The sequence below is a fragment of the Halorubrum sp. SD41 genome, assembly GCF_058630335.1.
In genome coordinates, this window is the sequence record NZ_JBZVGZ010000001.1 from 42,645 (window position 1) to 66,750 (window position 24,106).

Annotated in this window: 27 protein-coding genes, 2 tRNA genes and 1 pseudogene; 15 read left to right on the plus strand and 15 right to left on the minus strand. The window is 72.2% G+C overall.

Annotation, left to right across the window (positions count from 1 at the left end):
• The first annotated feature begins 42 nt into the window (after positions 1–42).
• The 3 genes from hsp14 to AC4NMM_RS00220 all read left to right on the plus strand — a co-directional run bounded on the left by hsp14 (position 43) and on the right by AC4NMM_RS00220 (position 2,021).
• Positions 43–456: an archaeal heat shock protein Hsp14 gene (hsp14, locus tag AC4NMM_RS00210; protein ID WP_096393994.1), complete on the plus strand. Its 414-nt coding sequence runs from the start codon at positions 43–45 to the stop codon at positions 454–456.
• A 55-nt stretch (positions 457–511) separates the two neighbouring features.
• Positions 512–1,144 (plus strand): protein-L-isoaspartate O-methyltransferase, encoded by a 633-nt coding sequence (pcm, locus tag AC4NMM_RS00215; RefSeq protein ID WP_491923243.1) that lies wholly within the window; start codon positions 512–514, stop codon positions 1,142–1,144.
• A 76-nt stretch (positions 1,145–1,220) separates the two neighbouring features.
• Entirely contained in the window at positions 1,221–2,021 is an 801-nt protein-coding gene (locus AC4NMM_RS00220) for a protein-L-isoaspartate O-methyltransferase family protein (RefSeq protein WP_491923244.1), read from the plus strand.
• A gap of 30 nt (positions 2,022–2,051) precedes the next feature.
• On the opposite strand, the gene AC4NMM_RS00225 is transcribed toward AC4NMM_RS00220, so the two are convergent.
• The gene (locus AC4NMM_RS00225) at positions 2,052–2,528 is read right to left on the minus strand and encodes a DUF7382 domain-containing protein (RefSeq protein WP_096393997.1); all 477 of its coding nucleotides are present in this window, start codon (positions 2,526–2,528) and stop codon (positions 2,052–2,054) included.
• A 122-nt stretch (positions 2,529–2,650) separates the two neighbouring features.
• Between AC4NMM_RS00225 and AC4NMM_RS00230 the strand changes: the two genes are divergently transcribed.
• From AC4NMM_RS00230 to AC4NMM_RS00245, 4 genes are all read left to right on the plus strand, one after another.
• Positions 2,651–3,820 carry an ATP-binding protein gene (locus tag AC4NMM_RS00230; RefSeq protein WP_096393998.1) on the plus strand — a complete coding sequence of 390 codons (1,170 nt, stop codon included), beginning with the start codon at positions 2,651–2,653 and terminating at the stop codon, positions 3,818–3,820.
• A 43-nt stretch (positions 3,821–3,863) separates the two neighbouring features.
• The gene (locus tag AC4NMM_RS00235) at positions 3,864–4,268 is read left to right on the plus strand and encodes a fluoride efflux transporter FluC (RefSeq protein ID WP_096393999.1); all 405 of its coding nucleotides are present in this window, start codon (positions 3,864–3,866) and stop codon (positions 4,266–4,268) included.
• Complete coding sequence (locus AC4NMM_RS00240) at positions 4,265–4,627, plus strand: CrcB family protein (RefSeq protein WP_096394000.1); 363 nt, start codon at positions 4,265–4,267, stop codon at positions 4,625–4,627. The genes AC4NMM_RS00235 and AC4NMM_RS00240 overlap by 4 nt, the downstream gene beginning before the upstream one ends.
• Before the next feature lie 78 nt (positions 4,628–4,705).
• A complete protein-coding gene (locus tag AC4NMM_RS00245) occupies positions 4,706–5,020 on the plus strand; it encodes a hypothetical protein (protein ID WP_491923245.1) in 315 nt (104 codons plus the stop codon).
• A 25-nt stretch (positions 5,021–5,045) separates the two neighbouring features.
• Here AC4NMM_RS00245 and cca read toward each other — a convergent pair whose 3' ends face one another.
• Positions 5,046–6,476, minus strand: a complete 1,431-nt coding sequence (cca, locus tag AC4NMM_RS00250; RefSeq protein ID WP_096394002.1) for a CCA tRNA nucleotidyltransferase — start codon at positions 6,474–6,476, stop codon at positions 5,046–5,048.
• 159 nt (positions 6,477–6,635) lie between these two features.
• On the opposite strand from cca, the gene AC4NMM_RS00255 reads away from it, so the two are divergent.
• Both AC4NMM_RS00255 and AC4NMM_RS00260 read left to right on the plus strand, forming a co-directional pair.
• Positions 6,636–6,708, plus strand: a tRNA-Asn gene (locus AC4NMM_RS00255).
• 68 nt (positions 6,709–6,776) lie between these two features.
• Positions 6,777–6,851: transfer RNA gene (locus tag AC4NMM_RS00260), tRNA-Ile, on the plus strand.
• Between the two features lie 79 nt (positions 6,852–6,930).
• On the opposite strand, the gene AC4NMM_RS00265 is transcribed toward AC4NMM_RS00260, so the two are convergent.
• From AC4NMM_RS00265 to AC4NMM_RS00275, 3 genes are all read right to left on the minus strand, one after another.
• Positions 6,931–7,389, minus strand: a complete 459-nt coding sequence (locus AC4NMM_RS00265) for an OsmC family protein (RefSeq protein ID WP_092920890.1) — start codon at positions 7,387–7,389, stop codon at positions 6,931–6,933.
• A gap of 243 nt (positions 7,390–7,632) precedes the next feature.
• Positions 7,633–8,496 carry a TIGR01548 family HAD-type hydrolase gene (locus tag AC4NMM_RS00270; protein WP_491923246.1) on the minus strand — a complete coding sequence of 288 codons (864 nt, stop codon included), beginning with the start codon at positions 8,494–8,496 and terminating at the stop codon, positions 7,633–7,635.
• A 66-nt stretch (positions 8,497–8,562) separates the two neighbouring features.
• Positions 8,563–9,066 carry a UPF0146 family protein gene (locus AC4NMM_RS00275; RefSeq protein ID WP_491923247.1) on the minus strand — a complete coding sequence of 168 codons (504 nt, stop codon included), beginning with the start codon at positions 9,064–9,066 and terminating at the stop codon, positions 8,563–8,565.
• Between the two features lie 39 nt (positions 9,067–9,105).
• On the opposite strand from AC4NMM_RS00275, the gene AC4NMM_RS00280 reads away from it, so the two are divergent.
• From AC4NMM_RS00280 to ygfZ, 3 genes are all read left to right on the plus strand, one after another.
• Positions 9,106–9,627: an archaemetzincin family Zn-dependent metalloprotease gene (locus AC4NMM_RS00280; protein WP_096394005.1), complete on the plus strand. Its 522-nt coding sequence runs from the start codon at positions 9,106–9,108 to the stop codon at positions 9,625–9,627.
• 74 nt (positions 9,628–9,701) lie between these two features.
• Positions 9,702–10,001 carry a DUF6432 family protein gene (locus AC4NMM_RS00285; protein ID WP_491923248.1) on the plus strand — a complete coding sequence of 100 codons (300 nt, stop codon included), beginning with the start codon at positions 9,702–9,704 and terminating at the stop codon, positions 9,999–10,001.
• A gap of 47 nt (positions 10,002–10,048) precedes the next feature.
• Positions 10,049–11,194, plus strand: a complete 1,146-nt coding sequence (ygfZ, locus tag AC4NMM_RS00290; protein WP_491923249.1) for a CAF17-like 4Fe-4S cluster assembly/insertion protein YgfZ — start codon at positions 10,049–10,051, stop codon at positions 11,192–11,194.
• Positions 11,195–11,230: 36 nt separating this feature from the next.
• Here ygfZ and AC4NMM_RS00295 read toward each other — a convergent pair whose 3' ends face one another.
• The 8 genes and pseudogenes from AC4NMM_RS00295 to AC4NMM_RS00330 all read right to left on the minus strand — a co-directional run bounded on the left by AC4NMM_RS00295 (position 11,231) and on the right by AC4NMM_RS00330 (position 19,188).
• Positions 11,231–12,406, minus strand: coding sequence for an inorganic phosphate transporter (locus tag AC4NMM_RS00295; protein WP_491923250.1), 1,176 nt, complete (start codon positions 12,404–12,406; stop codon positions 11,231–11,233).
• Positions 12,406–12,537 (minus strand): annotated as a pseudogene (locus AC4NMM_RS00300) (DUF7859 family protein); the annotation flags it as partial. The pseudogene AC4NMM_RS00300 and the gene AC4NMM_RS00295, both read right to left, overlap by 1 nt.
• A gap of 383 nt (positions 12,538–12,920) precedes the next feature.
• The gene (locus tag AC4NMM_RS00305; RefSeq protein WP_491923251.1) at positions 12,921–13,448 is read right to left on the minus strand and encodes a metallophosphoesterase; all 528 of its coding nucleotides are present in this window, start codon (positions 13,446–13,448) and stop codon (positions 12,921–12,923) included.
• Between the two features lie 472 nt (positions 13,449–13,920).
• Positions 13,921–14,904, minus strand: a complete 984-nt coding sequence (locus AC4NMM_RS00310) for a replication factor C small subunit (RefSeq protein ID WP_096393850.1) — start codon at positions 14,902–14,904, stop codon at positions 13,921–13,923.
• A 105-nt stretch (positions 14,905–15,009) separates the two neighbouring features.
• Positions 15,010–15,933, minus strand: a complete 924-nt coding sequence (locus AC4NMM_RS00315) for a DUF5995 family protein (RefSeq protein ID WP_491923252.1) — start codon at positions 15,931–15,933, stop codon at positions 15,010–15,012.
• Positions 15,934–16,017: 84 nt separating this feature from the next.
• Positions 16,018–16,965, minus strand: a complete 948-nt coding sequence (locus AC4NMM_RS00320) for an electron transfer flavoprotein subunit alpha/FixB family protein (RefSeq protein ID WP_096393848.1) — start codon at positions 16,963–16,965, stop codon at positions 16,018–16,020.
• Positions 16,965–17,753 carry an electron transfer flavoprotein subunit beta/FixA family protein gene (locus tag AC4NMM_RS00325; protein WP_096393847.1) on the minus strand — a complete coding sequence of 263 codons (789 nt, stop codon included), beginning with the start codon at positions 17,751–17,753 and terminating at the stop codon, positions 16,965–16,967. Before AC4NMM_RS00325 ends, AC4NMM_RS00320 begins: the two co-directional genes overlap by 1 nt.
• Before the next feature lie 160 nt (positions 17,754–17,913).
• A complete protein-coding gene (locus AC4NMM_RS00330) occupies positions 17,914–19,188 on the minus strand; it encodes a helix-turn-helix transcriptional regulator (RefSeq protein ID WP_096393846.1) in 1,275 nt (424 codons plus the stop codon).
• 182 nt (positions 19,189–19,370) lie between these two features.
• Between AC4NMM_RS00330 and AC4NMM_RS00335 the strand changes: the two genes are divergently transcribed.
• A complete protein-coding gene (locus AC4NMM_RS00335; RefSeq protein ID WP_491923253.1) occupies positions 19,371–20,696 on the plus strand; it encodes a DUF7094 domain-containing protein in 1,326 nt (441 codons plus the stop codon).
• A gap of 90 nt (positions 20,697–20,786) precedes the next feature.
• Positions 20,787–21,233 carry a type IV pilin gene (locus AC4NMM_RS00340; protein WP_491923293.1) on the plus strand — a complete coding sequence of 149 codons (447 nt, stop codon included), beginning with the start codon at positions 20,787–20,789 and terminating at the stop codon, positions 21,231–21,233.
• A 36-nt stretch (positions 21,234–21,269) separates the two neighbouring features.
• Here the strand turns inward: AC4NMM_RS00340 and AC4NMM_RS00345 are convergent, their stop codons facing one another.
• Entirely contained in the window at positions 21,270–21,959 is a 690-nt protein-coding gene (locus AC4NMM_RS00345; RefSeq protein ID WP_491923254.1) for a methyltransferase domain-containing protein, read from the minus strand.
• A 135-nt stretch (positions 21,960–22,094) separates the two neighbouring features.
• Between AC4NMM_RS00345 and AC4NMM_RS00350 the strand changes: the two genes are divergently transcribed.
• Positions 22,095–22,955 carry a DUF6663 family protein gene (locus tag AC4NMM_RS00350; RefSeq protein ID WP_491923255.1) on the plus strand — a complete coding sequence of 287 codons (861 nt, stop codon included), beginning with the start codon at positions 22,095–22,097 and terminating at the stop codon, positions 22,953–22,955.
• Between the two features lie 36 nt (positions 22,956–22,991).
• Here the strand turns inward: AC4NMM_RS00350 and AC4NMM_RS00355 are convergent, their stop codons facing one another.
• Positions 22,992–23,966 (minus strand): C-terminal binding protein, encoded by a 975-nt coding sequence (locus AC4NMM_RS00355; protein ID WP_096393842.1) that lies wholly within the window; start codon positions 23,964–23,966, stop codon positions 22,992–22,994.
• Positions 23,967–24,106: the final 140 nt, after the last annotated feature.

Genomic DNA, 24,106 nt, shown 5'->3' on the forward strand with positions numbered 1-24,106 from the left:
CGTCACTCGCTGTTTAATACCTCACGGCGCCTTCCTGTTGGTATGAACACGACGAATCCCTTCGACGAGATCGAGCAGTTCCTCGGCCGCACCCCCTTCGCGGGCGAGCGGGCCTGGGGCCGCGACCTCCGAACCGCCGACGTCGACGTCGCCGAGTACGACGACGAGTTCGTCGTCACCGCCGACCTGCCGGGGTTCGACCGCGACGGCATCGACGTCCGGGTCGACGGCGACCGGCTCACCATCGCCGCCGAGCGCGACGCGGAGCGCGAGGACACCGAGCGACGGTACCTCCGACGCGAGCGGCGCCACGAGTCCGTCACGCGCACTATCGACCTCCCCGCGACCGCCCGCACCGAGGACGCGTCCGCGACGTACCGACACGGCGTCCTCACCGTGACGGTCCCGCTCGACGCGGTCGACGCCGACGAGGGTCACCGGATCGACGTGAACTAATTCCCCTTCCTCTCCGGCCGGTGCTTTCTCCACGCTCCCAGTGCTAACTACCCGCATGAACGACGCCGACCACGCGGCCGCCAGGGAGGAGCTGGTGCGCGCGCTCCGCGACCGCCTCGACGCGAGCGAGCGGACGCTGTCGGCGATCGGCGCCGTCCCGCGCCACGAGTTCGTCCCGGAACCACAGCGCGCGTCGGCGTACGCCGACCGACCGCTCCCGATCGGCCACGACCAGACGGTCAGCGCGCCGCACATGGTGGCGCTGATGACCGACCTGCTCGAAATCGAGCGCGGTGACCGCGTCTTCGAGGTGGGAACCGGCTGCGGCTACCACGCCGCCGTCGTCGCTGAGATCGTCGGCCCGGGCAACGTCTTCTCGGCCGAGCGCGTCCCGGAACTGGCCGCGAACGCCCGCGACCGGCTCGATCGCCTCGGTTACGACGTGACCGTCGCGGCCGCGGACGGCCGGGAGGCGTTCGCCGACGAGGCCCCGTTCGACGCCGCCTACCTCACCTGCGCGGCGCCCGAGTCGGTCCCGGACGCGATCGTCGACCGCGTCCGAACGGGCGGCCGCGTCGTCGCCCCCGTCCGCGAGGGGGGCCGCCAGCGGCTCGTCCGTCTCACGGTCCGCGAGGACGGCGTTGACCGCGAGGACCGCGGCGGGGTGCGGTTCGTTCCGATGCGGTAACCGGGTGCGCCGCCCGGGTGTCCGCCCCCGGCCCGCCGAACGCACGGTTTTAGAGGACCGAGCCCCGAGACCGGTCATGGACGACGCGTCGCTCAGGGCGGACATGATCGAGGGGCTCGAACACCAGATCGGCGAGCCGATCGAGCCGCCCGTGCTGACCGCCCTCCAGCGCGTCCCGCGCGACCCCTTCGTCGACGACTCGCCCCGCGGCGGCGTCGACGGCGACGACCCGCACTCGCTTTCCCTCCCGACGCTGGTCCGGTTAGTCACCGCGCTCGACGCCGCGGAGGGCGACTCGGTCCTCGTCGTCGGCGCGGGGGTCGGCTACTCGGTCGCGCTGCTTGCGGAGATCGCCGGCGCACGGTGCGTCCACGCGATCGACATCGACCGGTCCGCGGTCCACGCCGCGCGGTCGAACCTCGACGCGGCCGGCTACGGGGCGGTCCTCGTCGACCGCGCGGACGGCGCCGACGGCCTCCCCGCGTACGCGCCCTACGACCGGATCCTCCTCGAAACCGCCGTCGTCGAGCCGCCGCGTTCCCTCCGCGAACAGCTGGCGTCCGGCGGCCGGATCGTCTACCCGCGCGGCGCGGGCGTCCAGACGGTCGCGGCGATCGAACCGTCGCCCACCGCCGAAACCGACCTGACTGCTCCGTCCGAATCTGACTCCGACGCGGACGACGACCCGGCGCCCGCGGGGTTCGAGACGGTCGAGACGCACGGGCCGGCGCGGCTCCAGCCGATGCTCGTCGACGGCGAGCAGCCCGGGGCGGAACGGAACCGGACCCGGCGGGAGGACGCCGAACGCGCCGAACGCGGGCGTCAGCGCCGGCACGGGTGGGAGCAGGACTGGATCGACTGGGACGACCACCTCTGAAAGCCCCTCTCGCCCGCGTCGCTCGCGGCGTCACTCCTCGACGACGAGCACCTCGGTGTTCCCGCGCTCGTCGACGTAGTCGCCCTCCGCCGGCGGCTTGATGTCGATCGTGAGCGTCCCGTCGGCCTGGTTCGGTCCGAGTTCGGGGTCGACGTCGACGGTCGCGATCCCCTCGCCGTCCGTCTTCGCGGTGACGACGCCGTCGATCTGCGCGGAGCCGCCGCGGACGATGACCGTCGCGTCCGCGACGCGGGAGCCGTCGGGATCGACGACCGCGACGTCGATCGACTGGTCGCCGGGCGTGGTCACCTCCGGCTGCGGCTGCGCGTCGAGTTCGGTCGCGGCCAGCCCGTCGATGTCGCCGATCATCCCCATCATCACGCTGAGGCTGGCGACGCCGACGACGAGCGCGATGACGAGCCGGACCGGGAGCCCCTCGATCGCGCGGGTGTCGGTGCTGAACGTCCGGCGGTTCGCGGTGCGCGAGTCGTGTGTTCGATCGGACATACGGCCCGCTGGCCGCGGTATGACTTATAAAGAGTCGGACGGACCCGACGGCGCCGGCCCGGGCGTCCGCGAGACGCGATCGGCGTCGAGGAGTTCGGACTGCCCCCGACCGTTTTTATCCGATGCCGCGGCCACCCGGCCGCGTGTACGTACTCGGCCGCGACGGGACGGGCTCCGACAGCGACGGAGAGACCAGCCGCGACAGCGTGAGCGACCGCGACGCCGAAACCGCCCTCGGCGGGGAGAGCGACCGCGACGCCGACCGTCTCCAGCACACCGCACGGATCGGATCCTTCCTCGCTCGCGACGGGAGCGCCGGCGCTCCCGTGGGGGTCGACCTCGACCGGCCGCACGCGGGGGTCGTGTTCGGGAAACGCGGAACCGGGAAGTCGTACACGCTCGGCGTCCTCGCGGAGGAAATAGCCGACGCTGACGGCGTCGTTCCGATCGTCGCCGACCCGATGGGCGTCTTCGGCGGCCTCGAGGCGGCCGGCGGTCGCGCCGTCGACCCCGCGGTCCGTCCCGCCTCGATACCGCCGTCGACGTGGCCGGACCTGCTCGGGCTCGACCCGGCGAGCGGCCCCGGGAGCCTCGTCTGGCGCGTCGTCGCGGACGCGGTCGACGGCGGCTCCTCGCCCTCGCTCGCGACGCTTCGGGAGGCGGTCGACGCGGCCGACGCGCCGGCGGAGACGCGGCGCGCCGCGGCGAACCACCTCCGGTTGGCGGACTCGTGGGGCGTCTTCGACGCCGACGCGCCGCCGGTCGCGTCGCTCGCGGCCGACGGGAACCCGACTGTCCTCGACCTCGCCGGCGTGGCCGACGCCGCCGCGGCGGCCGTCGTCCGCGCCGTCGCTCGCGGCCTCTACGACGCGCGGATCGACGGCGACCTCCCTCGGCTCCCGTGGCTCCTCGTCGACGAGGCGCACGCCTTCTTCGACGGGATCGCCGAGCCGGCGCTCCGAACGCTCCTCACCCGCGGCCGCGCGCCCGGCGTCTCGCTGGTCTGTGCGACCCAGCGACCGGCCGCGCTGCCGAGCGTCGCCGTCTCCCAGTCCGACCTCCTCGTCTCCCACCGCCTCACGGCCGCGCGCGACGTCGACCGCTTGGCGGAGGCGGAGGCGACCTACCTCGCCGGCGACCTCGCCTCGCGGCTCCCCGAGGGTGTCGGCGAGGCGCTCGTGGTCGACGACGCCACCGAGACGGCCCACACGGTTCGGATCCGAGAGCGGCGGACGCCACACGAGGGGGAGAGCCCCCGAGCGAGTCGGCTGTCGGACGCGACGTTCCAGTGACGCGGTTCAGAACGCACAAGCCGTCTCGGCCTCACTCACGCGCATGGAACGGACGCCGTACGGGTTCATGCTCGTCGCGCTCGGCGGGTTCCTCGGCGCGGTCGCCAGACACGCCGTCGACGTCGGGGTCGGTCTGGCCCTCGCCGCGGGCGCCGCCGGGACCGGTCTCGCGGTCCTCGACGGACCGCCGACCGGCGCGGGGACGCTCGTCGCGAACGTCGCCGGGTCGTTCGCGCTCGGGCTCCTGTTGACCCGCGCGTCGAGCGACCGGATCCGCCTGTTCGTCGGAACCGGCGCGCTCTCGTCGTTCACGACGTACAGCACGTTCGTCGCCGACGCGGTCGCGCTCGGAACGCCCGCCGGCGCGTGGTACGTCGCCGTCAGCTACGCGACCGGGTTCGCCGCGGCCGCGCTCGGACTCGCGCTCGGAGGGCGAAATCGCCGATGACCGCCGCACCGCTCCTCGCGACGGCGCTCGTCGGCGTCGGCGGCGCGCTCGGCGCCGTCTCCCGGCACGCGGTCGGGCTCCGCGTCGAGGGACGCCGATCGGTCCTCGTCGTCAACGCGCTCGGGAGCTTCGCCCTCGGCGCCGTCTCCGCCGCGCCGATCGGGTCGACGGCGGCGCTGCTCCTCGGCGTCGGCTTCTGCGGCGCGTTCACGACGTTCTCCTCGTTCGCGGTCGGGACCGTTCGGGCGACGAGCGAGACGGGCGGCCGTGCGGCCGCGGTCGTCGCGGCGTCGAACCTCGCGGCCGCGCTGGTCGCATTCCTCCTCGGGTCGGTCCTCGTGGCCGGAGTCTTCGCCTGATCGAGAGTTCCCTTCCGCCTGCCAGCTGCCGGCTCGGCAAGCGATAGGTACAGCATCCTCCGGCCCGTATCCGGGCCCGTGACCGACACCGACCGCTCCGTCGACGCCGAGTCGGGGGATCCGGCCGACTCGGGCCCGCTCTCCGACCAGCCGGACCCCGAGGACGTCCCCGAGTTCGGCGATCTCTCGATCCTCCAGCGCGCCTTCGTCGCCGCCGCGCAGAACCCCTCTCGCGGACTGCTGGTCGTCGGTCTGTTCGCGTTCGCGCTCGCCTTCTACGCCGCGTTCTGGCTGTCGTTCCCCCGCGCCGCCGGCCTCCTCTCGGCGGTCGCGCTGATCGTCGCCGCCGTCGCCGCGCTCGTCTACCGGCTCCTCGACGGCGTCTCCGGCTGACGATCGACGTTCCCGCCGACGGCGCTCACGGCCGCGGCTCGTAGAACTCCCTGAGCGGCCGGCCGAACGCGGGCGCGAGCGTCGCGACCGCCTCGCCGACCAGCACGTCGCGGTCGGCGAACGCCGGCTCCACCCGCGCGCCGAGCGCCACGTCGCTCGCGGCCTCGCTCTCCAGGTACTCCCGGACGGTGGCGAACTCTCGCTCCCGCTCGACGACGTACCGATCGCCGTCGATGAAGGGCCCGTACGTGTCCGGGTCGACGTCGTCGACGTACGACTCGTAGAAGCTCGCGGCGTGCTTCCGGACCGCGACCGGCGGCCCCTCGTGGCGCTCGACGGTCGGCCGCTCGGTCACCTCCAGCTCGGCGTACAGCGCGGCCCGCGTCGCCTCGTCGGATCCGTCGCGATCGGCCGTCTCCGCGGCGTCGCTCGTCCCAGGGATGCCCGCCGCTCCCGCGGCGTCCGTCATCGCCCGCGCCCGGAGGACGTCGAAGCCGCGCTCGTTGAGGCCGCCGACGACCCCGTCCAGCGAGCGCCGAAGCTGCGGCCACAGCTGGTCGTCGACCACGTCGGGGGCGTCGAAGACGACCGCGACCGGCGTCGTCCCCCGCCGGTCGAGGTGGGCGCGAACCTCCTCGGAGTCGAGCGGCTCGGGGTCGTCGGGCTCGAAGAGCGCCTCGCTCGGGGCCGCGAGCAGCTCCCGCGCGTAGTGCTGGAACCGCGCGAGGTTCGCCGCCGACAGGACTGCCGCGACGTTCCGCGTCGGGTCCGTGGGGTCGACGACGACGAGGGGATCCTCGAACGTCCGCTCGGCGTGTCCCTCCGGGTCGAACTCCACCGGCGGGTGCCAGCTCCGGGCCGACTCGACCAGCGGGACGAACCCGCCGAGCTCCAACACGAGCAGCTCCGTCAGATACCCCGAGAAGCCCTCGGTGCGGAGGTCGCTCCCGTACGCGCCGATCCCCTTCAGGAACGCCTTCGCCAGCACAACGTCCGCCGCGAGGTCGTCGTCGAGCCGCGCGGAGAGGTACGCGTCGTGGAACGGCGTGCGGTCGACCGCGGAGACCAGCTCGGCCGCCCGCTCCACGTCGTGACAGGGAACCAGGTCGACGTCGAACCCCTCGTAGCTCCCCTTCACGTACGGGTGTTCGGCGAACTCCTCGTGGCCGTCGGGGAGGACCGCGTGGCCGATTTCGAGCCCGTACTCCTCCAGCTCGGCGCGGTCGAGGTCCGCGTCGAACCGGACGAAGAGGTCGATGTCGCGGTCGCCCGCGACCCACGTGCCGCGCGCGGTCGACCCGACCTGAACCACGTCGGCCTCGACCGGGAGGTCGGCGATCGCCTCGCGGGTCCGCTCGGTCAGCTCCGCGGCCGTCGCGCGCAGCCGCTCGCGCTCCTCGGGCTCCGGGAGGACGCGCTCGCGCACCCGCGACAGCACCGCCTCCAACTCGTCCATACCGAACGGTCTCGCGGTCCGGCCGAAAACGTGTCGGTCGGATCGGGGCCGCGCTGAGCGCGCTCGCGGTAGCGTTTCTCTCCGCTCTCGTCGGGCGGATCCCGCTCCGTCGGGCGGAAACGAAAGCCCTATCAAAACGACGCGAGTACCCGGAAGTGAGCCGAAGTAGCTCAGTTGGTAGAGCGCCTCGCTGTTAACGAGGCGGTCCCAGGTTCGAGTCCTGGCTTCGGCGCCTTCTGTTTCACCCGCTTCGCCGCGAGTCGGTACGCTCAAAAACGTCTCGGACGTACCGACGAGTACGGGCCCTTAGCTTAGTCCGGTTAAAGCGACTCGCTCATAACGAGTTGATCGCCGGTTCGAATCCGGCAGGGCCCATCCACGGTGTACCCGTTACCGGACGGTCCCTCCGCGGATCAGATCGTCCGGTCGCCGAAAACGCGGCGCACGACGCCGTTTACTCCCGTCGAAGCGTCACGTCGGTCGCGGTCTCGTTCGCCAGGTTGTCGCTCACCGGACAGCGCGCCTCGACGGCGGCGGTGAACTCGGCTAACGTCTCGTCGTCCACGTCGCCGGCGAAGTCGACGTCGACGGACGCCTCCACGCCCTGGTAGCCCGCCCGGGGCTCCTCGGCGCGGCCGAGGTGCTTGCGGGGGTCGAACCCGCCGGCGACCTCGACCGCGACGCCCTCGACGTCGAGGTCGAAGTCCGGCGCCACCGCGCGAACGGTCGCGTTGAGGCAGCCGGTCCAGGCGGCGAGCAGGTACTCGACGGGCATCGCGCCCTCGTCGTCGCCGCCCATCGCCTCCGGGTCGTCCATCACCAGTTCGTGGTCGCGGGCCCGGGCGACGAACTTCGACTCGCCGTCGCTCTCGCCGCTGACCTCCATCCGCTGCGTCGCGTTGGCGTCACTCATCGACTGCGTTAGCGGACGAGGGCGCATAAACCGTCGAAGCCGGTCCGGTTCGTGCCGGTGACCGTGACGCCGCCGCCTCGCGCAGAAGCAGCCTCGAAGCGCTGAGAACGTTGATTCCGCTTCGCTCGTCGTCTGACGCCACCACGACGCGTCACGGACACCGGAGATTTTTGCGAGCGCGCCCCCGGAACGATCTCGGACCGCTCGACCGTCAGGGAGCCGCGGCCGCGAGCGCGCGGCCGACTACTCCAACAACTCCACCAGTTCGTTCACGTCCTCGACCACCGCGTCGGCGCCGTTCTCGGCGAACTTCTCGCGGCCCGCCTCGCCCGTCAGTCCGCCGGTGAGCACGCCGATACCGTAGTAGACGCGCGTCTCGTCTGTCTCGTCGGCGTTACGCGCGGTCCGCACGTCGTCGAGGGTGTCGCCCGCGAACGCGACGCGCTCGGCGTCGAACCGCTCGGCGAGTTCGACGAGCGCCCGCGGGTGGGGCTTTCCCTCCTCCCAGTCGTCCATCGTGAACCGGCGGTCGTCGGGCACGTCGAGGCCGACGCGCTCCAAGGCGATGTCGGCCTCCGCGGCCGGGCGCCCGGTGAGGACGCCGACGTCGAACCGCTCGGTGAGGTCGGCGATCGTCTCGGGGTCGACGAGCGTCGGCTCGTCGTGGATGTACCCGTCCGTCTCGACCGGCGGCTCGCCGCCCTCCAGCTCGCGGTACAGCTCCGCGCCGAGGTACAGCGCCTGGAACGTCTCGCGGAGCGCGTCCCGGTCCCACTGGTCGCGGACGCGAGCCTGCGCGACCCGCGGGAGGTCGCCGACGACCTCCTTGGCGCTGTCGAGGCCGCCGCCGAGCTCGCGGACGCGGTCGGTGAACTCGTCGACGTCCATCCGGAGCCCCTCGCGGCGGGCCAACACGAACAGCGCGGCCGCGTCCGTCAGTTCCCAGTCGTTGTTGAACCCGCCGGCGTCCTTGAACGCCTGGACCGCGTCCCGGTCGATCGGCTTGCCGCAGACGCGGTCGACCGACTCGAGGATCGCCCGCCGGTAGGAGTCCGCCACGTCGACCAACACCCCGTCGATGTCGAGGACGACTGCGTCGACCTGCATACCGCTACCCCGGCTGGCGGCGGAATGAACGTTCGGGTTCGCGGCCGACGTCGCCGGTTCGTTCCGTCATCGCGCCACGTACACGACGGTCCCCGACTCCCCCGACCGCCGGCGGACGTCGACGACCGGCTCCTCGAAGCCGAGCGTGGTGAACAGACAGGCGGCGTCGAGCCGCTCCGCCAGCGCCACGGTCGGGCGCTGGAGCTCGGCGGGGAGGTTCCGCGCGTACACGGCGTCGACGCCGGCGGCCGCCTTCGAGGCGTCCGCGTCGCCCTCGGCGTTCGCGTCGGGACCGAGCGCGTCCCGTGTCGATCGGTCGTCGTCAGCCGTCGCCAGCGCCGTCACGTCCGCGGCGACGACGCGGAGCGACCCCGCGCTCGACGGCCGGGGCTCCGTCGACGCGTCTCGCGCCGCCTCGCTCACCTCGACGTCGATCGCGACGACCTCGCGACCGCGGTCGGCGAGCGCGCGAGCGACGTCCGGGCGCCGCCCGACGCCGACCTCGATCAGTCGCTCGTATCGGTCGAGCGCGGCGACCAGCGCCCGTTCCGACGGCGGTGGTTGGCCCACGGCGCGGCCTTTATGACCGCGGCGGTCAAAAGCGGTTCCATGCTCGTGGACATCGTCCCGGTCGGAGAGGTCACCCCCCGAGTGAAGCGGGAGGCCTCCGGTGCGCTGCGTTCCGTGTACGACTGCGACGTGACGGTCCACGACGATCAGGCGATCCCCGACTCCGCGTTCGACGCCGACCGCGACCAGTACCGCGCCGAGGACCTCATCGAGACGGTCACGCGGGTCGGCGGCGGCGAGAAGAACATCGGAATTACGTCCGAGGACCTCTACTACCGCCGCCGGAACTACGTGTTCGGCCTCGCGTACCTCAACGGCAGCGGCTCCGTCATCTCGACTCACCGACTCCGCACCTCCTCGGACGGCGGCGTCTCCACGAAGCCCGCGGTCGACGTCTTCGGCGACCGCGTCCGCAAGGAGGTCGTTCACGAGATCGGCCACACGCTCGGCTTGGAACACTGCGACAACAGCAAGTGCGTGATGTCGTTTTCCCCCACCGTCCGCGAGGTCGACGTGAAAGAGGAGAACCTCTGTGGCACCTGTTCTCGGATCGTTCGCTGACGCGCCGCTCGCTCGGGTCGCGTTCGCTCCTCCTCGCCGGTAGACGTAAAGTCCGCCCCGCGTAAGGGACACGTATGGCCGCAAAGCCGGAATACCGCGACCGGCCGGACGTCGAGGTCGCGCTGCTCGACGCGCTCGTCGACCGCGGCGACGAGGGGATGACCGTCCTCGAGCTTCGCGCGGCCGTCGACGCCGACATCGACGCCGTCGAGGAGGCCCTCTCGGCGCTGAAGGACGACTCGCTCATCACCGTGGAGTCCGAGGAACGCGTCCGGGTGTACGCCCACGAGCGGGTCGTCCCGGACCCCGAGGCGCCGGACGACGACCCCTCGGAGAGCCTCGTTGACGCGATCCGCGACCGCCTCGGACTGTAGCCGCCGGAGACGGCGGCCTTTTGGCCCTCGATCGCGTCTCTCCGACCATGACGCTCGTCTCCGGCACCCACGACGCGCACGGCGCCGCGTACCGCGACCGCGGCGGCCGCGAGGTCGTCGACCACTACGGGAAGCCCGTCCGCGTCGGCAAGGCGGTCCGCAACATCGCCGGCGTGATCGAGATGGGGTACGGCGTCCTCGCCGTCAGGGGCGCCGACCGCGTCGAGTTCGTCGACAACGCCGTCTCCAACCGCGTCCCGACCGAGGACGGGGAGGGGACGTACGCCCTCCTGCTCGACCCGCAGGGCGGGATCGAGGCGGACATGTACGTGTACAACGCCGACGAGCGACTGCTCGTCTTCCTCCCCCCGGAGCGCGCCGAGTCGGTCGCCGCCGACTGGGCGGAGAACGTGTTCATTCAAGACGTCGAGATCGACGACGTCTCCGACGAGTTCGGCGTGTTCGGCGTCCACGGCCCCAAGTCGACCGAGAAGGTCGCCTCCGTCCTCGGCGGGCCGGGCGCCCCCGAGGAGCCGCTCTCGTTCGTCCGCGGGTCGATGGTCGACGCCGGTGTCACCGTGATCGCGACGGACGCGCCGCTCGGCGAGGAGGGGTACGAAATCGTCTGCGCCGCCGCCGACGCGGGAGACGTGTTCGACACCCTGATCAACCGCGGACTCAACGCCGCCCCGTTCGGCTACCGCACGTGGGACGCTCTCGCGACCGAGGCCGGGACGCCCCTCTTCGAGCACGAGCTGGCGGGGACTGTCCCCAACGTCCTCGGCCTCCGGAACGCGCTCGACTTCGAGAAGGGGTGTTACGTCGGGCAGGAGGTCGTCTCGCGCGTGGAGAACCAGGGGCGACCGAGCCGCCGGCTCGTCGGCCTCGAACTCGACGGCGTCGCCGACCTCGACGCGAACGCGGACCCGCGGGGGATCGACGACGCGCTCCCCGCGCCCGGCGCAGCCGTCTTCGACGGCGACGAGGCGATCGGCGAGGTCACCCGGGCCGCGGTCGGCCCCGCGACCGACGTCCCGATCGCCCTCGCGCTCGTCGGGTTCGACGCCGACCGCGACGGGGTCACCGTCCGCGTCGACGGCGACGAGGTCCCGGTGACCGCCGTCGACCTCCCGTTCGTCGACGGGAGCGCGGGGTCCGCCCGACTGCCGACGTACCCTGAGCTGCGCGCCTGAGACGGACGAGAGCGGCCGCGAGGCCGTCGAATCCACTCACACGACGAAGTCGACCGCCGAGTAGAGGACGAACCCGAGCGTGAACGCGCCGGCGAGCGAGCCGACCCACGCGAGCACCGTGTACCCCATCTTCCTCCGGCTCACGCCCGCGTCGCCGGCGGCGTAGCCCGCGCCGACGATCGCGGAGACGATGATCTCGTTGAACGACACGGGGATCCCGAAGGCGACGGCGGTCTGGGCGATCGCGAACGACGGGATGAGCGCCGAGATCGACCGCCGCGGCCCCATCGAGGCGTAGTCCTGCGCGAGCGCCTTGATCATCCGTGGCGCGCCCGTCCACGACCCGGCCAGCAGCCCAGCGCCCCCGCCGACGAGCAGCGCCCACAGCGGGACCCCGACCTCGCTGAAGATCGGGACGAGCGGGCCGATCGCGAGGCCGACCTGCGAGCCCCCCGCCGAGAACGCGACGAGGCCCCCCATCGCGAGCAGGAACCGCCGCTGGGCGCCCTCGCGGTCGCGGCCGAGGTCGGCGTACACGGCGACCGCGACCAGGGCGGCGATCGCGAGGCTCACCGCGGGCGCCCCCGCGCCGCCGATCCCGAGCCCCGACCCGAGGACGCTCGCGACCGAGGCCTGCTCGCCGGCGGGACCGAGCAGCGCGAACCCGACGTTCGCGAGGATCGCGCCGACGAGTCCGGCGAGGACGGCCGTGAGCGGCCGTTCGGGCAGCGACTCGCCGGTGAGCATCCGGGCGACGCCGTAGGCGACGCCGCCGCCGACGAACGGGGTGAGCACCCACAGCGTCGCGATCTCGGCGTACTTCGGCCACGCCGGGTCGCCGCCCAGCGCGAGGCCGACGCCGACGACCGCCCCGGTCACGGTGAACGCCGTCGCGATCGGGTACCCCGCGAACACGCCGATCGCGACTAGCGCGGCGGCCGTGACGAGCGCGACGATGGCCGCCGCCGCCGTGAGCGTCACGCCGCCGATCAGTTCGGTGCCGACCGCCTCCGTCACGTTCGCGCCCTGGAGTATCGCGCCGAGCAGCCCGAGGACGCCGACGATCAGGCCGGCGCGCATCACGGAGATGGCGTTCGCGCCGACCGCGGGGGCGAACGGGGTCGAGCCGGAGGAGCCGGCGCCGATCGACCACGCCATGAAGAGGCTGGCCGCGGCGGCGACGAACAGGGTCGCAACGGTGACGACGACCATCAGTTCCGCCCGTCGTTGTACCCCTCGTTCAGCCCGGTCACCGTGCGCCGGACGAGGAGGAACCCGAAGAAGAACAGCCCGAGAAGACCCACCAATAAGAGCACGAACAGCGGTTGGACCGGGAGCATACGCTCGAATCCGTCGGCACGCGGTTATAACTTTCGAGCTAGCCGGTCGCGCCCCTCCGAGCCGCGGCCGCCCGCGGGCGCTCGGAGCGATGACTAAAACGCGTCTTTGTCCCTCGGCCACGTATATGTCGGTACCCGCACTACGTGTAGTCGCGACCCCCGCTTCGGCCCTCACACGCTCGAACACCCCGGTCGACCCGCCGGCCGGTCGGACTCGCGGCCGCTCCCTCCCCTGCCCGGAACCCCTCCCCGGCCGCTCCGCCCGACCGCCGGCGTCCGCGCCCACACCCGCGTCGATTCGGGTCCGCCACCGTGTACACGATCGTCGACCGGTCCGGCCGCACGCGGGGCGTCGCGATCGGTCCCCGCCGCGTTCGACCCTCCCGCTACTCCTCGCCCCCTCCCGCGATCCGGAACGTCTCGAAGACCTCGCCGTCCGGCGTCACCAGCCTCCCGTCAAGTCCGCTCCCGTCCTCCGACGCGGTCAGCTCTGCGTGCGCCGGGCGGTTGCCGCGCGGCTGCGCGTGGCTGCCCGGGTTCAGTATCGGAAGCCCGCCCGAGTCGTCGAACCGCGGGCGGTGGCTGTGGCCGCAGATCACGGCGTCCGCGTCGCGGCCGCGACCGAGCATGACGAGCCCGGTGTCGCCGCTGCGGTGGCGGTGCGTGACCGCGAACCGGACGCCCGCGTACTCGACGGTCCGCACCTCGGGGACCCGGTCGCGGATCGCCGCGTCGTCGTTGTTGCCGTAGACGGCCCGGAGGCTCGCGGCGGCCGACCCAAACGCGTCCAGAACCGGCTCGCGGTAGAAGTCGCCGGCGTGGATCACCAGCTCCGCCTCGCGGACCGCCTCAGCGGTCCGTCCCTGGAGCTTCGACTCCTCGCGTGCGTGCGTGTCGGAGACGACGACGAGCATACCGACCGTCGGCGCCGCCCCGATTTAAAAAGCGCGCCTGCTGCGGTGGCGCGTGCCTGCGAGGCCGCCCCGCGGCCGAGCAGCACGCGCGAGGGAGTCGGTGGTCCGGAGCGAAGCGGAGGACCACCGACGAGGCTGGGGAGGTTTGAGGCGCGGTTGCGGTGCTGTGCGGGGCGGGACTCAAAGGGGCACCCGCGAGGCGGGTGTAGGCGACGCAAGCACCGGAACGAGTGAGCGGAGCGAACGAGTGAGGAGCGCAGCGAGCGTGCGCCCGCCTCGCGGCTGGGGCTTTGGAGGTGTTCGCCACCGACCTGCGATCAGATATTTATAAGCGAGTGGCTGGGGATTTGGCGGTGTTCGCTGCTGATCCGTCAGTAGTCATTTATAAGCGAGCGGCTGGGGCTTTGAAGGCGTTTGCCGCTGATCTGCGGTCGATTATTTATAAATGAACGAGCAGAAACCCGGAACCAGCTTATTCGTCCAATGAAAGCGCCGCGAGCAGCGACTCCAGCTGGACCTGCTCGTTGGCCCCCTCGGCGATCCGGTAGTCGGCCTCGCCGATGCGCTCCATCAGTCGCACCGCCTCGCGCTCGCTCAGCTCGAACTCCCAGACGGAGCGGTGGAGCTGGTCGATCACGTCGCCGCCGGCCATCCCCGTCTCGGTGAGCAGCGTGTCGAGGGTCGACCGCGCCCGCGCGAAGTCGCCGTTCAGCGCGTCGGTCACCATCGACTCGATCTCCTCCGGGCGCGCGGTCGCCGTGATCGCGTACACCGCCTCCTCGTCGACGACGTCGCCGGTCGTCGCCGCCGCCTGAAGCGAGTTGATCGCGCGGCGCATGTCGCCGTCGGCCGCGTAGACGAGGGCGTCGACGCCCGCGTCGGTCACCTCGATCCCCTCCGCGGCCGCGATCTCGCGGACCATCCCGCCGACCGCCTCGTCCGAGAGCGGCGAGAACCGGAAGACGGCGCAGCGCGACTGGATCGGGTCGATGATCTTCGACGAGTAGTTGCACGAGAGGATGAAGCGGGTGTTGTCGGAGAACTGCTCCATCGTGCGGCGGAGCGCTGCCTGTGCATCATCCGTGAGGCTGTCGGACTCGTCGAGAAACACGATCCGGAAGTCGCCGCCGAACGAGGAGCGCGCGAACCCCTTGATCCGGTCGCGGACGACGTCGATCCCGCGCTGGTCGGAGGCGTTCAGTTCGAGGAAGTTCCCGCGCCAGTTGTCCTCGCCGTAGATCTCGCGGGCGATCGCGGTGGCAGCGGTCGTCTTGCCGCTGCCCGCAGGCCCTGAAAAGAGCAGGTGGGGCACGTCGTTCTGCGCGATGTAGCTCTGGAGCCGCTCGACGATCTCCTCTTGTCCGTGGATGTCGTCGAGCGTCTGCGGCCGGTACTTCTCGATCCAGATCTCCCGGCCGGTCGCGGTCGCAGCCGGCTGCTCGTCGGCCTCGCTCATTGCCCGATCGGAGGGCCGGCGGGGTGATAAACGAACCGAGAACGCGACGCGACCCGGTCGGCGCTTGCTCCCCGGCCCCTCGCCTGACGCTCGCTCCTCCGTTCCCTACGTCAGCCGTCCGAACGCCTCGCGGAACCCGCCCGCGGCGTCGCCCTCGGTCTCCGCGTCCCGCAGGCGCGCGATCTCACCCGCGTCGAACCCGGGCGCGAGCACGACCGCGGCGGCGCCGGTCGCGACGGTCTCCGTCCGCCAGTCCACGTACGGCCCGCCGGCCCATTCCGGGAGGTCCGCCCGCAACACGGCGTTCCGCCAGGCGAACTCCCGAACGCCCTTTAACCCCAGCAGGGCCAGCCGGTCGTCGAGTGGGTCGAACAGCGCGTCGATCCCGGCGACGCCGACCGCGTCGTACGCCTCGACGAGCGCGTCCTGCGCCGTCTGGACGAGCCGCGCGAGGATCGCGTTTATCCGGTCGTGGTCTTCGCGCTTGGCGTCGCGGTCGGGGTCGATCCCCGCGTCGCCGAGCGTGTACGTGAGGTCGTAGGTGATGTGCGCGTTGATGCCGAGCAGTGCGTCCTGCGCGACCAGCGTCTCTCCGCGGGCCGCGGCGGCGAAGGCGATCAGCCACGGCCGCGGGAGCGAGTCGAACGACCGGCGCTCGAACGCGACCAGCGCCCGCCGGTAGCGTTCCGCGAAGGCGACGAGGTACGACGCCGCCCACTCGGAGTCGACGAACGCGCCGTCGTCGATTGCGCTCCGGACGGCCGCCGTCATCCGGCTGTACACCGTGAGGAACACCGCGCGCCGGTCGCCGCGCTCGCGGAGGTACGACTCGGTCCGCGCCAGCCGCTCGGCGACGTCGTCGACGGACGCGAACGGCTCCGACACCAGATCGAGCAGCGCCGCGTCCGGCTCCTCGCCCGCCAGCTCCGCGGCGATCCCGTCCCAATCGCCGTCGATCGCCCGGCTGAGACCGACGAGCAGCGCTCTCGCCTCCTCGGTCGTCGGGACGGCGGCGCGGATGGGGATCATCGGGGAGCCGACGGCGGACGCCGTCTGCCCGTCCGGTTCTCGACCGGAGTCAAAGAACGTTACTGCCGGAACGGCGCCGCCGGCCTACGCAAACTCGTCGATCAGCTCGGGCACCACGTCGAAGAGGTCGCCGACGATCCCGTAGTCGGCGATGTCGAAGATGGGGGCGTTCGGGTCGGTGTTGATCGCGACGATGGTGTCGGACCCCTTCATGCCGGCGACGTGCTGGACCGCGCCGGAGATGCCGACCGCGATGTACACGTCCGGCGTGACGACCTTCCCCGACTGGCCGACCTGCCGGTTCTTCGGCAGCCAGCCGTTGTCGACGATCGGCCGCGAGGCGGACAGCGTCGCGCCGAGCGCGTCCGCGAGCTCCTCGACGAGTTCGAGGTTCTCCTCCTCCTCGATACCGCGGCCGACCGAGACGAGCACGTCGGCGTCCGCGATGTCGACGTCGCCGCCGCCGACCTCCTCGAAGCCCGTGACGCGGGCGCCCGACTCGGGGATGTCCACGTCGGCCGCCTCGACGGTCGCGTCGCCCACCCCTTCCGCCGGCGGCCACTCGCCGCCGCGGACCGTGAGGACGAACCGGTCGCCGGCGACGTCGACGGTCGTCTCGACCTTCGAGCCGTACATCTCGCGGGTGACGGTGAGCCCGTCGTCGTAGTCGAATCCGACCGCGTCGGTCACGATCGGGACGCCGAGGGCCTCGGCGAGGGCGGGCGCGTAGTCGAGCCCGTTGACGGAGTTCGGCAGCACCACCGCGCCGGCGTCGATCCGGTCGGCGAGCGTCGAGACCGCCGCCTGGTAGGCGTTGTGGTCGAACTCCTCGCCGTCGTCGACGGCGTGGATCGCGTCGACGCCCTCGCGGTTGAGCTCCTCCGCGAACCCGTCGACGTCGCCGCCGACGACGGCCACGTGGAGGTCGCCGCCGCGCGCGTCGGCGAGCTCCCGCCCGGCCGTGATCGCCTCGTAGGTGACGTCCCGGAGCGCGCCGCGACGGTGTTCGGCGGCGACGAGCACGTCGGCCATCACGCGCCCACCCCCTTATCGCGGAGGACCTCGGCAAGGCGCCCCGCGGACTCGCCGGCGTCGCCTTCGATGATCTCCGCGTCGGACTCGCTCTCCGGCTCGTACATCTCGGTGATCGTCAGCGCGCTCTCGACGTCGTCCGCGGTCAGCCCGAGGTCGGACAGGTCCCTCGCGGCGATCTCCTTGCGCTGCGCCTGTCGGATGCCGCGAAGGCTCGCGTATCGCGGCTCGTTGAGCCCGGTCTGGACGGTCAACACCGCCGGCAGGTCGACGTCGGTTAGCTCCTCGACGCCGCCCTCCAGCTCGCGGTGGACGTGCGCCACGCCGGCGTCCGCGTCCACGTCGAGCTGGTTGACGACCGCCGCGTGCTCGAAGCCGATCCGCTCCGCGAGCGCGACGCCCGTGGCGCCGAAGCCCGTGTCGGCGGCCTGAACGCCGCCGAGGATGAGATCCGGCTCCTCCTCGTCGACGACCGCCTCGAACAGGGCGACCTTCGAGGCGACGTCGGCGAACCCGCCGTCGAGCGCCTCGTCCCAGACCCGGACCGCGCGGTCCGCGCCCTTCGCGAGCGCCATCCGGATCGTCTCCTCGGCGCGCTCCGGGCCGACGGTGACGGTCACGACCTCGTCCGCGATCCCGGCCTCGGCGAGCTGGACCGCGGCCTCGACGGCGTAGTCGTCCCACTCGTTGAGGTCGTACTCGAGGTCGGACTCGGCGATGTCTGTCCCCTCGATCGCGAAGTCGTCGTCCGCCTCCGCGACCTCCTTGACGGTCACCAGAACTTTCATGATCGATACTCGGTCGCTCGCCCTGTAATGGTTTTCGGAACGGGCGACGGCGGACCATCGGTTTCCGCTCGGGCCGGTCGTCGTTCGGTCCGCCGGCCCGCCCGTCGTTCGGTCCGCCGGTCGGCGCGGCCGGTGCCGCCGCTCGTCGGCAGCCGGTTCGCTACTCGCCGGCGCCGCCCTCACCGCCCTCGCTATCCTCGCCGTCGGGCAGCGAGATGAGGTTCTCGCGGCCGAGCCGGAGCTTCTCGACGCGCCCCTCGTCGGCCATCGCCGAGAGCAGCTGCGACACCTTCGCGTCCGACCACCCGGTCTCGGCGACGATGTCGGCCTGTCGCATCCGCCCGCCGTTCGCGTCGAGGAGCCGCTCGACGCGCTCCTCGTCCGAGAGCAGCGAGAGGTCCTCCCCGTCGCCGTCGGCCGCCTCGTCGGCCGCGTCGGCGCCTGCGTCATCTCCCGGGCTCGGGCCGGCGTCGTCGACGTCCATCGCGTTCGGACCGCTCGCCGTTTCCTCGCCGCCGATCGCAGCCGACTCGTTCGGGTCGCTCTCCCCGGCGCCGATCCGCCGGTACCCGACGACGCTCCCGGCCACGAGGGCCGCGGCGAGCACGATCGCGGCCATCAACATCGTCCACGGGGGCCCCGCTCCGGCGGGCCCGTACACTATCACCACGGGCTCGCCCCCCTCGAACGTCTGGGGCCCCTCGATGATCACGTCGCCGTCCGAGAGCTGCGTCACGGCGCTGCTCGGCGTCCCGGTGACCGTGTACCCTTCCGGCGTCGCCACCTCCATCGTCTGGCTCGCTTCGAGGCTCCGGAGCCACGTCTCGTTACCGGGCGTCGTCAGCGCGTCCCCGAGAACGAGGCTCTCGCCGTCCTGCGCGAGGAACGACGTCCAGGTGAAGCGCAGCCGGAGCTCGCCGACCGCGACCGCCTCCTCCGTGGCGACGTCGAACTCGCCCGGGTTCTCGTGGACGACGACCTCGCGTTCGACGTCCTCGATCGCCATCGACCGGTCGACGTTCCGGTTCGCCTCGCGGCGGAACCCCTCGAACAGCTCGGCGCTCGGGCCGACCTCGCCGTCGCGGAAGCGGGCGCCGGCGTCTCTGAACGCCCTCGTCTCGTTCTCGTCCGCCAGCGAGTACCGGACCGCGACGGTCCAGTCGGCGCTGCGGTCGGGGTTCAGCTCGATTCGGATCCGCGTCGCGGAGGGGGAGGCGACGCCGTCGCCGGTCTGCTGTCGGACCGCGGTCGAGCGGTCCCCGACCGCGTCGCGACCGTCGGGGTCGTCGCCGACGGTCGGAACGTCGGCCGGGGCCTCGTCCGCGTCGAGGAGGGAGGGGGTCGTGGTCGCGCCGTCGGACGCGCCGCCGGCGCTCGCGACCAGCGCGAGCGCGACGACGGCGATCAGGAGCGCGCGGAAGGCGGGGTGCCGCATACGTCCCGGGGAACTCGCGCGCCGGGCAAAACGCTTTCCATACACTGTTTTTTGACACGACGTCCGCGAGAACGCTCGCCGCAACCGGGGCCTGGACCGGATTCGACCGCGTCGGAGCGGCCCGCACCCCCCGGCCGACCGTAGTGGGTGGATTTTTGTGTCGCGGGTCGAACTCCCGGACGATGAGAGCCCTCCCGATCGCCGCGGTCGCGGTCCTGTTGCTCGTGGCCCCGGTCGCCGGCGTCACCGCGCCCGGCGCCGTCTCGCACTCCGCCGATTCGGCCGCTTCCGCCGATCCGGCGCCGTCCGTCGATTCGACCGTTTCCGTCAATTCCCCGCTGTCCGCCGATTCGGCATCGACCGCCACCGGGCAGACGACGCCGCAGATCGACACGGCGAACCTCACGCTCCGAACGCTCTCGACGCCGCCAGGGGCGGCGACGCGCGTCAGCGAATACACTCGCGGTCCCGACCTCGGGTCGTCGCTCGGGTTCGCGACGGCCGACGCCGACGCCGCTTTCGAGACCGCCGCCGTCGTCGACCGGATCGAACGCGCCGAGGGGGGCGTCGAACGCCAACAGCAGATCCTCGCGGAGATCAACCGCGTCGAGCGCGCCGAGGTGGCGCTCAACAGCCAACAGGCGAACGCGTTCAGTGCCCACGCGTCCGGTGAACTCAGCGACCGCGAACTGGTCGACGAGCTCGTCCGCGTGGCCGCGACCGCCCGCGAGTACGACGAGCGGCTCGACGCGATCGACGAGCTCGCCGAGGCGACCGACGACTTCAGTTCGCCCGGCCGGCTCGACGAACTTCAGGTGGCGCTTCAGGTGTACGAGGGACCGGTCCGCGACCACGCGCTCGCGATCGCTCGCGGACAAACCGGCCCGAGCGACATCTACGTACAGTCGAGTCAGGGCGCCGTCGTGCTGGCGACGGTCGTCGACGGCGAGTACGTCCGCGAGGTGTTCCGCACCGACCGCTGGGACCGCGGGGGCAGCGACATCACGAACGACGCGGCGATCGAGATGACCGAGGCCGCCTACCCCGAGACGGCGGCGCTCCGCGAGCCCGACGCCTTCGGCGCGGGCTCCGTCCACCGGATCACCATCCCGCACGAGTTCGGCACCCTCCGGACGTTCGTCAGCGGCGGGACCGAGCAGGTGTTCGTCGAGCACCAGCGGGTCGACCTCGGCTCGTTCCCCGACAGCGAGTCGGTCTCCGAGGCCGGCGACGGGTTCAACGTCACCGTCGAGCGGACGTACGCCGGCGGCCCCGTCACCGTCACCGTCCTCGACGAGCAGACCGGCGAGCCGATCCCTGGCGTGACGGTCACCAAGTCGGTCGGCGACGGCGACAGTCAGGCGATCGGCACCACGAACGACGCGGGCGTCGTCCGGACGCTCTCGCCGGCCGAGACGTACCGCATCACGGTCGTCGACGAGCCCCGCGTCGTCGTCCTCGGCGACATCGAGCCGCTCCCGACGCCGCGGCCGGTCGACGACGAGTGACGGCCCGACTCGGCCGCCTCCCGGGCCGACCCTTTTACCCGAAACCGCCGCAGGGCCGCCGTGCCACCAGTCGTTCGTCGCGCCCGAGGGATCGCGCCCGTTGCGGGCGTGCTGCTCATCGCGATCACGGTCGTGTTAGCCGGCGGCGTCGCGGCCGCCACGCTCGACGGCTCGAGCGCGACGGTGCCGCCGTCGGCGGTCCTATCGCTGTCGGCGACCGACGACCGGATCGCGATCGACCACCGCGGCGGCGACCCGATCGACGTCTCCGCGGTGACGGTCCGCGTCAGCGTCGACGGCGAGCCGCTCGACGAACAGCCGCCCGTCCCGTTCTTCTCGGCCGCCGGCTTCCACCCCGGGCCGACGGGGGCGTTCAACTCCGCCGGCGGCGACACGCTGCGCGTCGGGGAGACGGCGACGTTCCGCGTCGCGGACACCAACGACCCGACGCTCGAACCGGGCCGGCGGGTCGCGGTCGAAATCACGGCCGACGGCCAGCCGGTCGCGGCGCTGGAGACGGTCGTCGAACCCGGGTAAAAACGCGCGCCTCGGGCGGGGTCGGCGTCGGCGCCGTTACTCGGCGTCGGGCGCCGCCGACGCGGACTCCCCGGCGCCCGACGCGGAATTGCCGCCCGCCTCGTCGCCGCCCGGGACGCGGGCGACGGTCGTGATGGCGCGGGGGCTCTGGGGCGTCGCCCGCTGGATGTGGTGTTCGAACTCCTCGTAGCCGGCCGCCTCGAACATCCGGTCGGCCTCGTCGGCGTCGTAGAACAGCATGATCGCGTCGGCCACCCGCTGGAGGATCGGGTTGTGCGGGTAGTCGGGGCCGACGACGAGCACCTGCCCGCCCGGCTTCGCGACGCGCCGCAGCTCGCGTAACCCCTCGACGGGGTTGGGCCAGTACTCGATGGAGCCGGACGACCAGACGACGTCGAACGCGTCGTCGCGGAACGGGAGCCGCTCGGCGTCGCCGCGGTAGAAGTTCACCCTGTCGTGTCTCCCGAACTTCTCGAACGCCTTCTCCATCTGGTGGACGCTCTGGTCGAGGCCGTGGACGTCGTCGGCGTGTTCGAGCAGCCCCTCGGTGCCGAACCCGGTGCCGCAGCCGACGTCGAGCACCTTCGGGTCGTCGCCGAACTCCAGCCACGAGAGCGCCTCCGCGCGCATCTCCTCGTTCCAGTTGAAGCGGTTGATCCGGTCGTACACCTTCGAGAGGTACTTGTAGAAGAGCCGGGCGTTCGACTTGTCCTCGAGGATCCCCATTTACCGATTCCTTGGACCGGCGCCCCCATAACGACACGGATCCGCGAACGCGTCGGACCGCGATCGGGCCGAACCCCGGGCGTCCGGACCGCTCCGTTCCGACCGGCTTTTCCGCCCCCCGCCCCACCGACGGGTATGGACCCGACGACGAGCGGCCGGTTCCGCGTCCACGACCGCCGCCGACGGCCGGACATCGACGACGAGTCGGGCGCGGCCGACGCGGTCGACGAGGCGGGGAGCGGCGACGACGAGGCTGACGCGGCCGTCGTCGACGGCGCCGAGGAGTTCGTCCTCGTCGAACTCGCGGACGAGCCGGTCGACCCGACGGACCCCGACGCCGAGGACCGCTTCGACCCCCTCTACGCCACCGCGGAGGGGTACGAGGGCGACCTCGCCGACGCCGTCGACGCGCTCGAACCCGGCTTCGTCGTCGACGCGACGCTGGCGTGGACCGACGGCTCCGCACGCTTCCGCGACGTCGAGGTCGTCCGCGAGACCCGGTTCCGTTTCGCCGACGGGGTCGAGGGGATGTTCGAAGCGGCCGTCGAGACGTGGCGACAGATCCGCGCCGAGGGGGAGCCGGTCGGCTCGATCACGACCCGATCGAACGACGGCGACCCCAACGGCGCGTTATACCTCTTCGCCGACGCGCCCGGCAGCGACACCTTCGACGAGGTGCGGACGGGCCGGCTCCCGATCGAGCCGCTCGTCGCCCGCGTGAACGAGTCGCGGGACGACGACGACCCGCGGGAGGTGTTCGTGTTACGCCCCGCTGAACACGAGTTCGTCGCCGTCTACGTCGTCTTCGACCGCGACGGCGTCCTCGCGCAGACGGTGCGGGACACCTACGACCTCGGGGCCGGCCTCGCCGCGGGGCTCGACGCGAGCTACCCGGGCGGGGACGGCGACGACCTGCTCGACGCCGGCGACCCGGACGACTCGGGGGATGACGACCTTGACGACGGCGACGACTTCGACGCGCTCGACCGCCTGTAGCCCCTCTCGTCGCTCCGCCCGCAACCACCGCCGTGCCTACAGCCAGTCCGCGTCGGGGTCGACCCGACCGTCCGGCGTCTCGCCGTTCAACACGGCGGCCACGTCGGCGGCGCCGCTCCGGTTCAGGTCGTCGCTCGCCTCCTCGCTGTACCACGCGGCGTGCGGCGTGACCACGGTATCGTCGCGGCCGACGAGCGGGTCGTCCTCGGGCGGCTCCTCGGCGAGAACGTCGAGGCCGGCGGCCTTGATCTCGTCCGCTTCGAGCGCGTCGAGCAGCGCGTCGGCGTCGACGACCGGGCCGCGGCTCACGTTGACGACGACCGAGTCTTCGCTCAGCCGCGCAAGCGCGTCCGCATCGACGATCCCCCGCGTCGCGTCCGTCAGGGGCGCGTAGACGCCGACGTGGTCGGCGCGGTCGAACAGCGCCTCGAACGCGACCTTCTCGACGCCGTAGTCGGCCATCTCGTCGGCGTCGACGAACGGGTCGTGCGCGACGAGGTCGGCGCCGAACCCGGAGAGCTGCTCGGCCGCCTGCCGCGCGATCGGCCCGAACGAAAGCAGGCCGATCGTCGACGCGCTCACTCGTCGGGTCGGGGCGCCGACCTCCCAACTCCACCCGCCGTCCTCGACCGCGTCGTCGTACGGCTTCAGCGAGCGCAGGCAGCCGAGGAGCAGCGAGACGGAGTGGGTCGCCACCTCCTCGGTGCAGTAGTCGGGCACCCGGGTGACGGTCACGCCGCGCGCCGCGGCCGCCGCGACGTCGACGTTGTCCACGCCGACGGCCGAGCGAACGACGACGTCGAGTTCAGTGGCGTCGAGCGCCGCCTCGGTCACGGGGGTGTCGATGTCGGTGACGACCGCGTCGGCGCCGGCCGCGGCCTCGATCAGCCGCTCCGTCGACCCCAGCTCCGCGACCTCGACGTCGACCGGCTCGTCGACGGCGTCGGCGAGGACCTCGCGGTACGTCTCCGGGTCTATCATCGGGAACGCCGACAGCACGACTCTGGGCATACGCGTCGGTTTCCCACCGACCCACTTGACGGCTGTCACTAACGGAGTCAGGTTCTCGTACGTCCGTTTCGATCGTGAGGATCCGCCGTCGCTCGCACCGGACTGCCCGCACCGCGGGTCGCGTTCCGATGGCTCTTTGC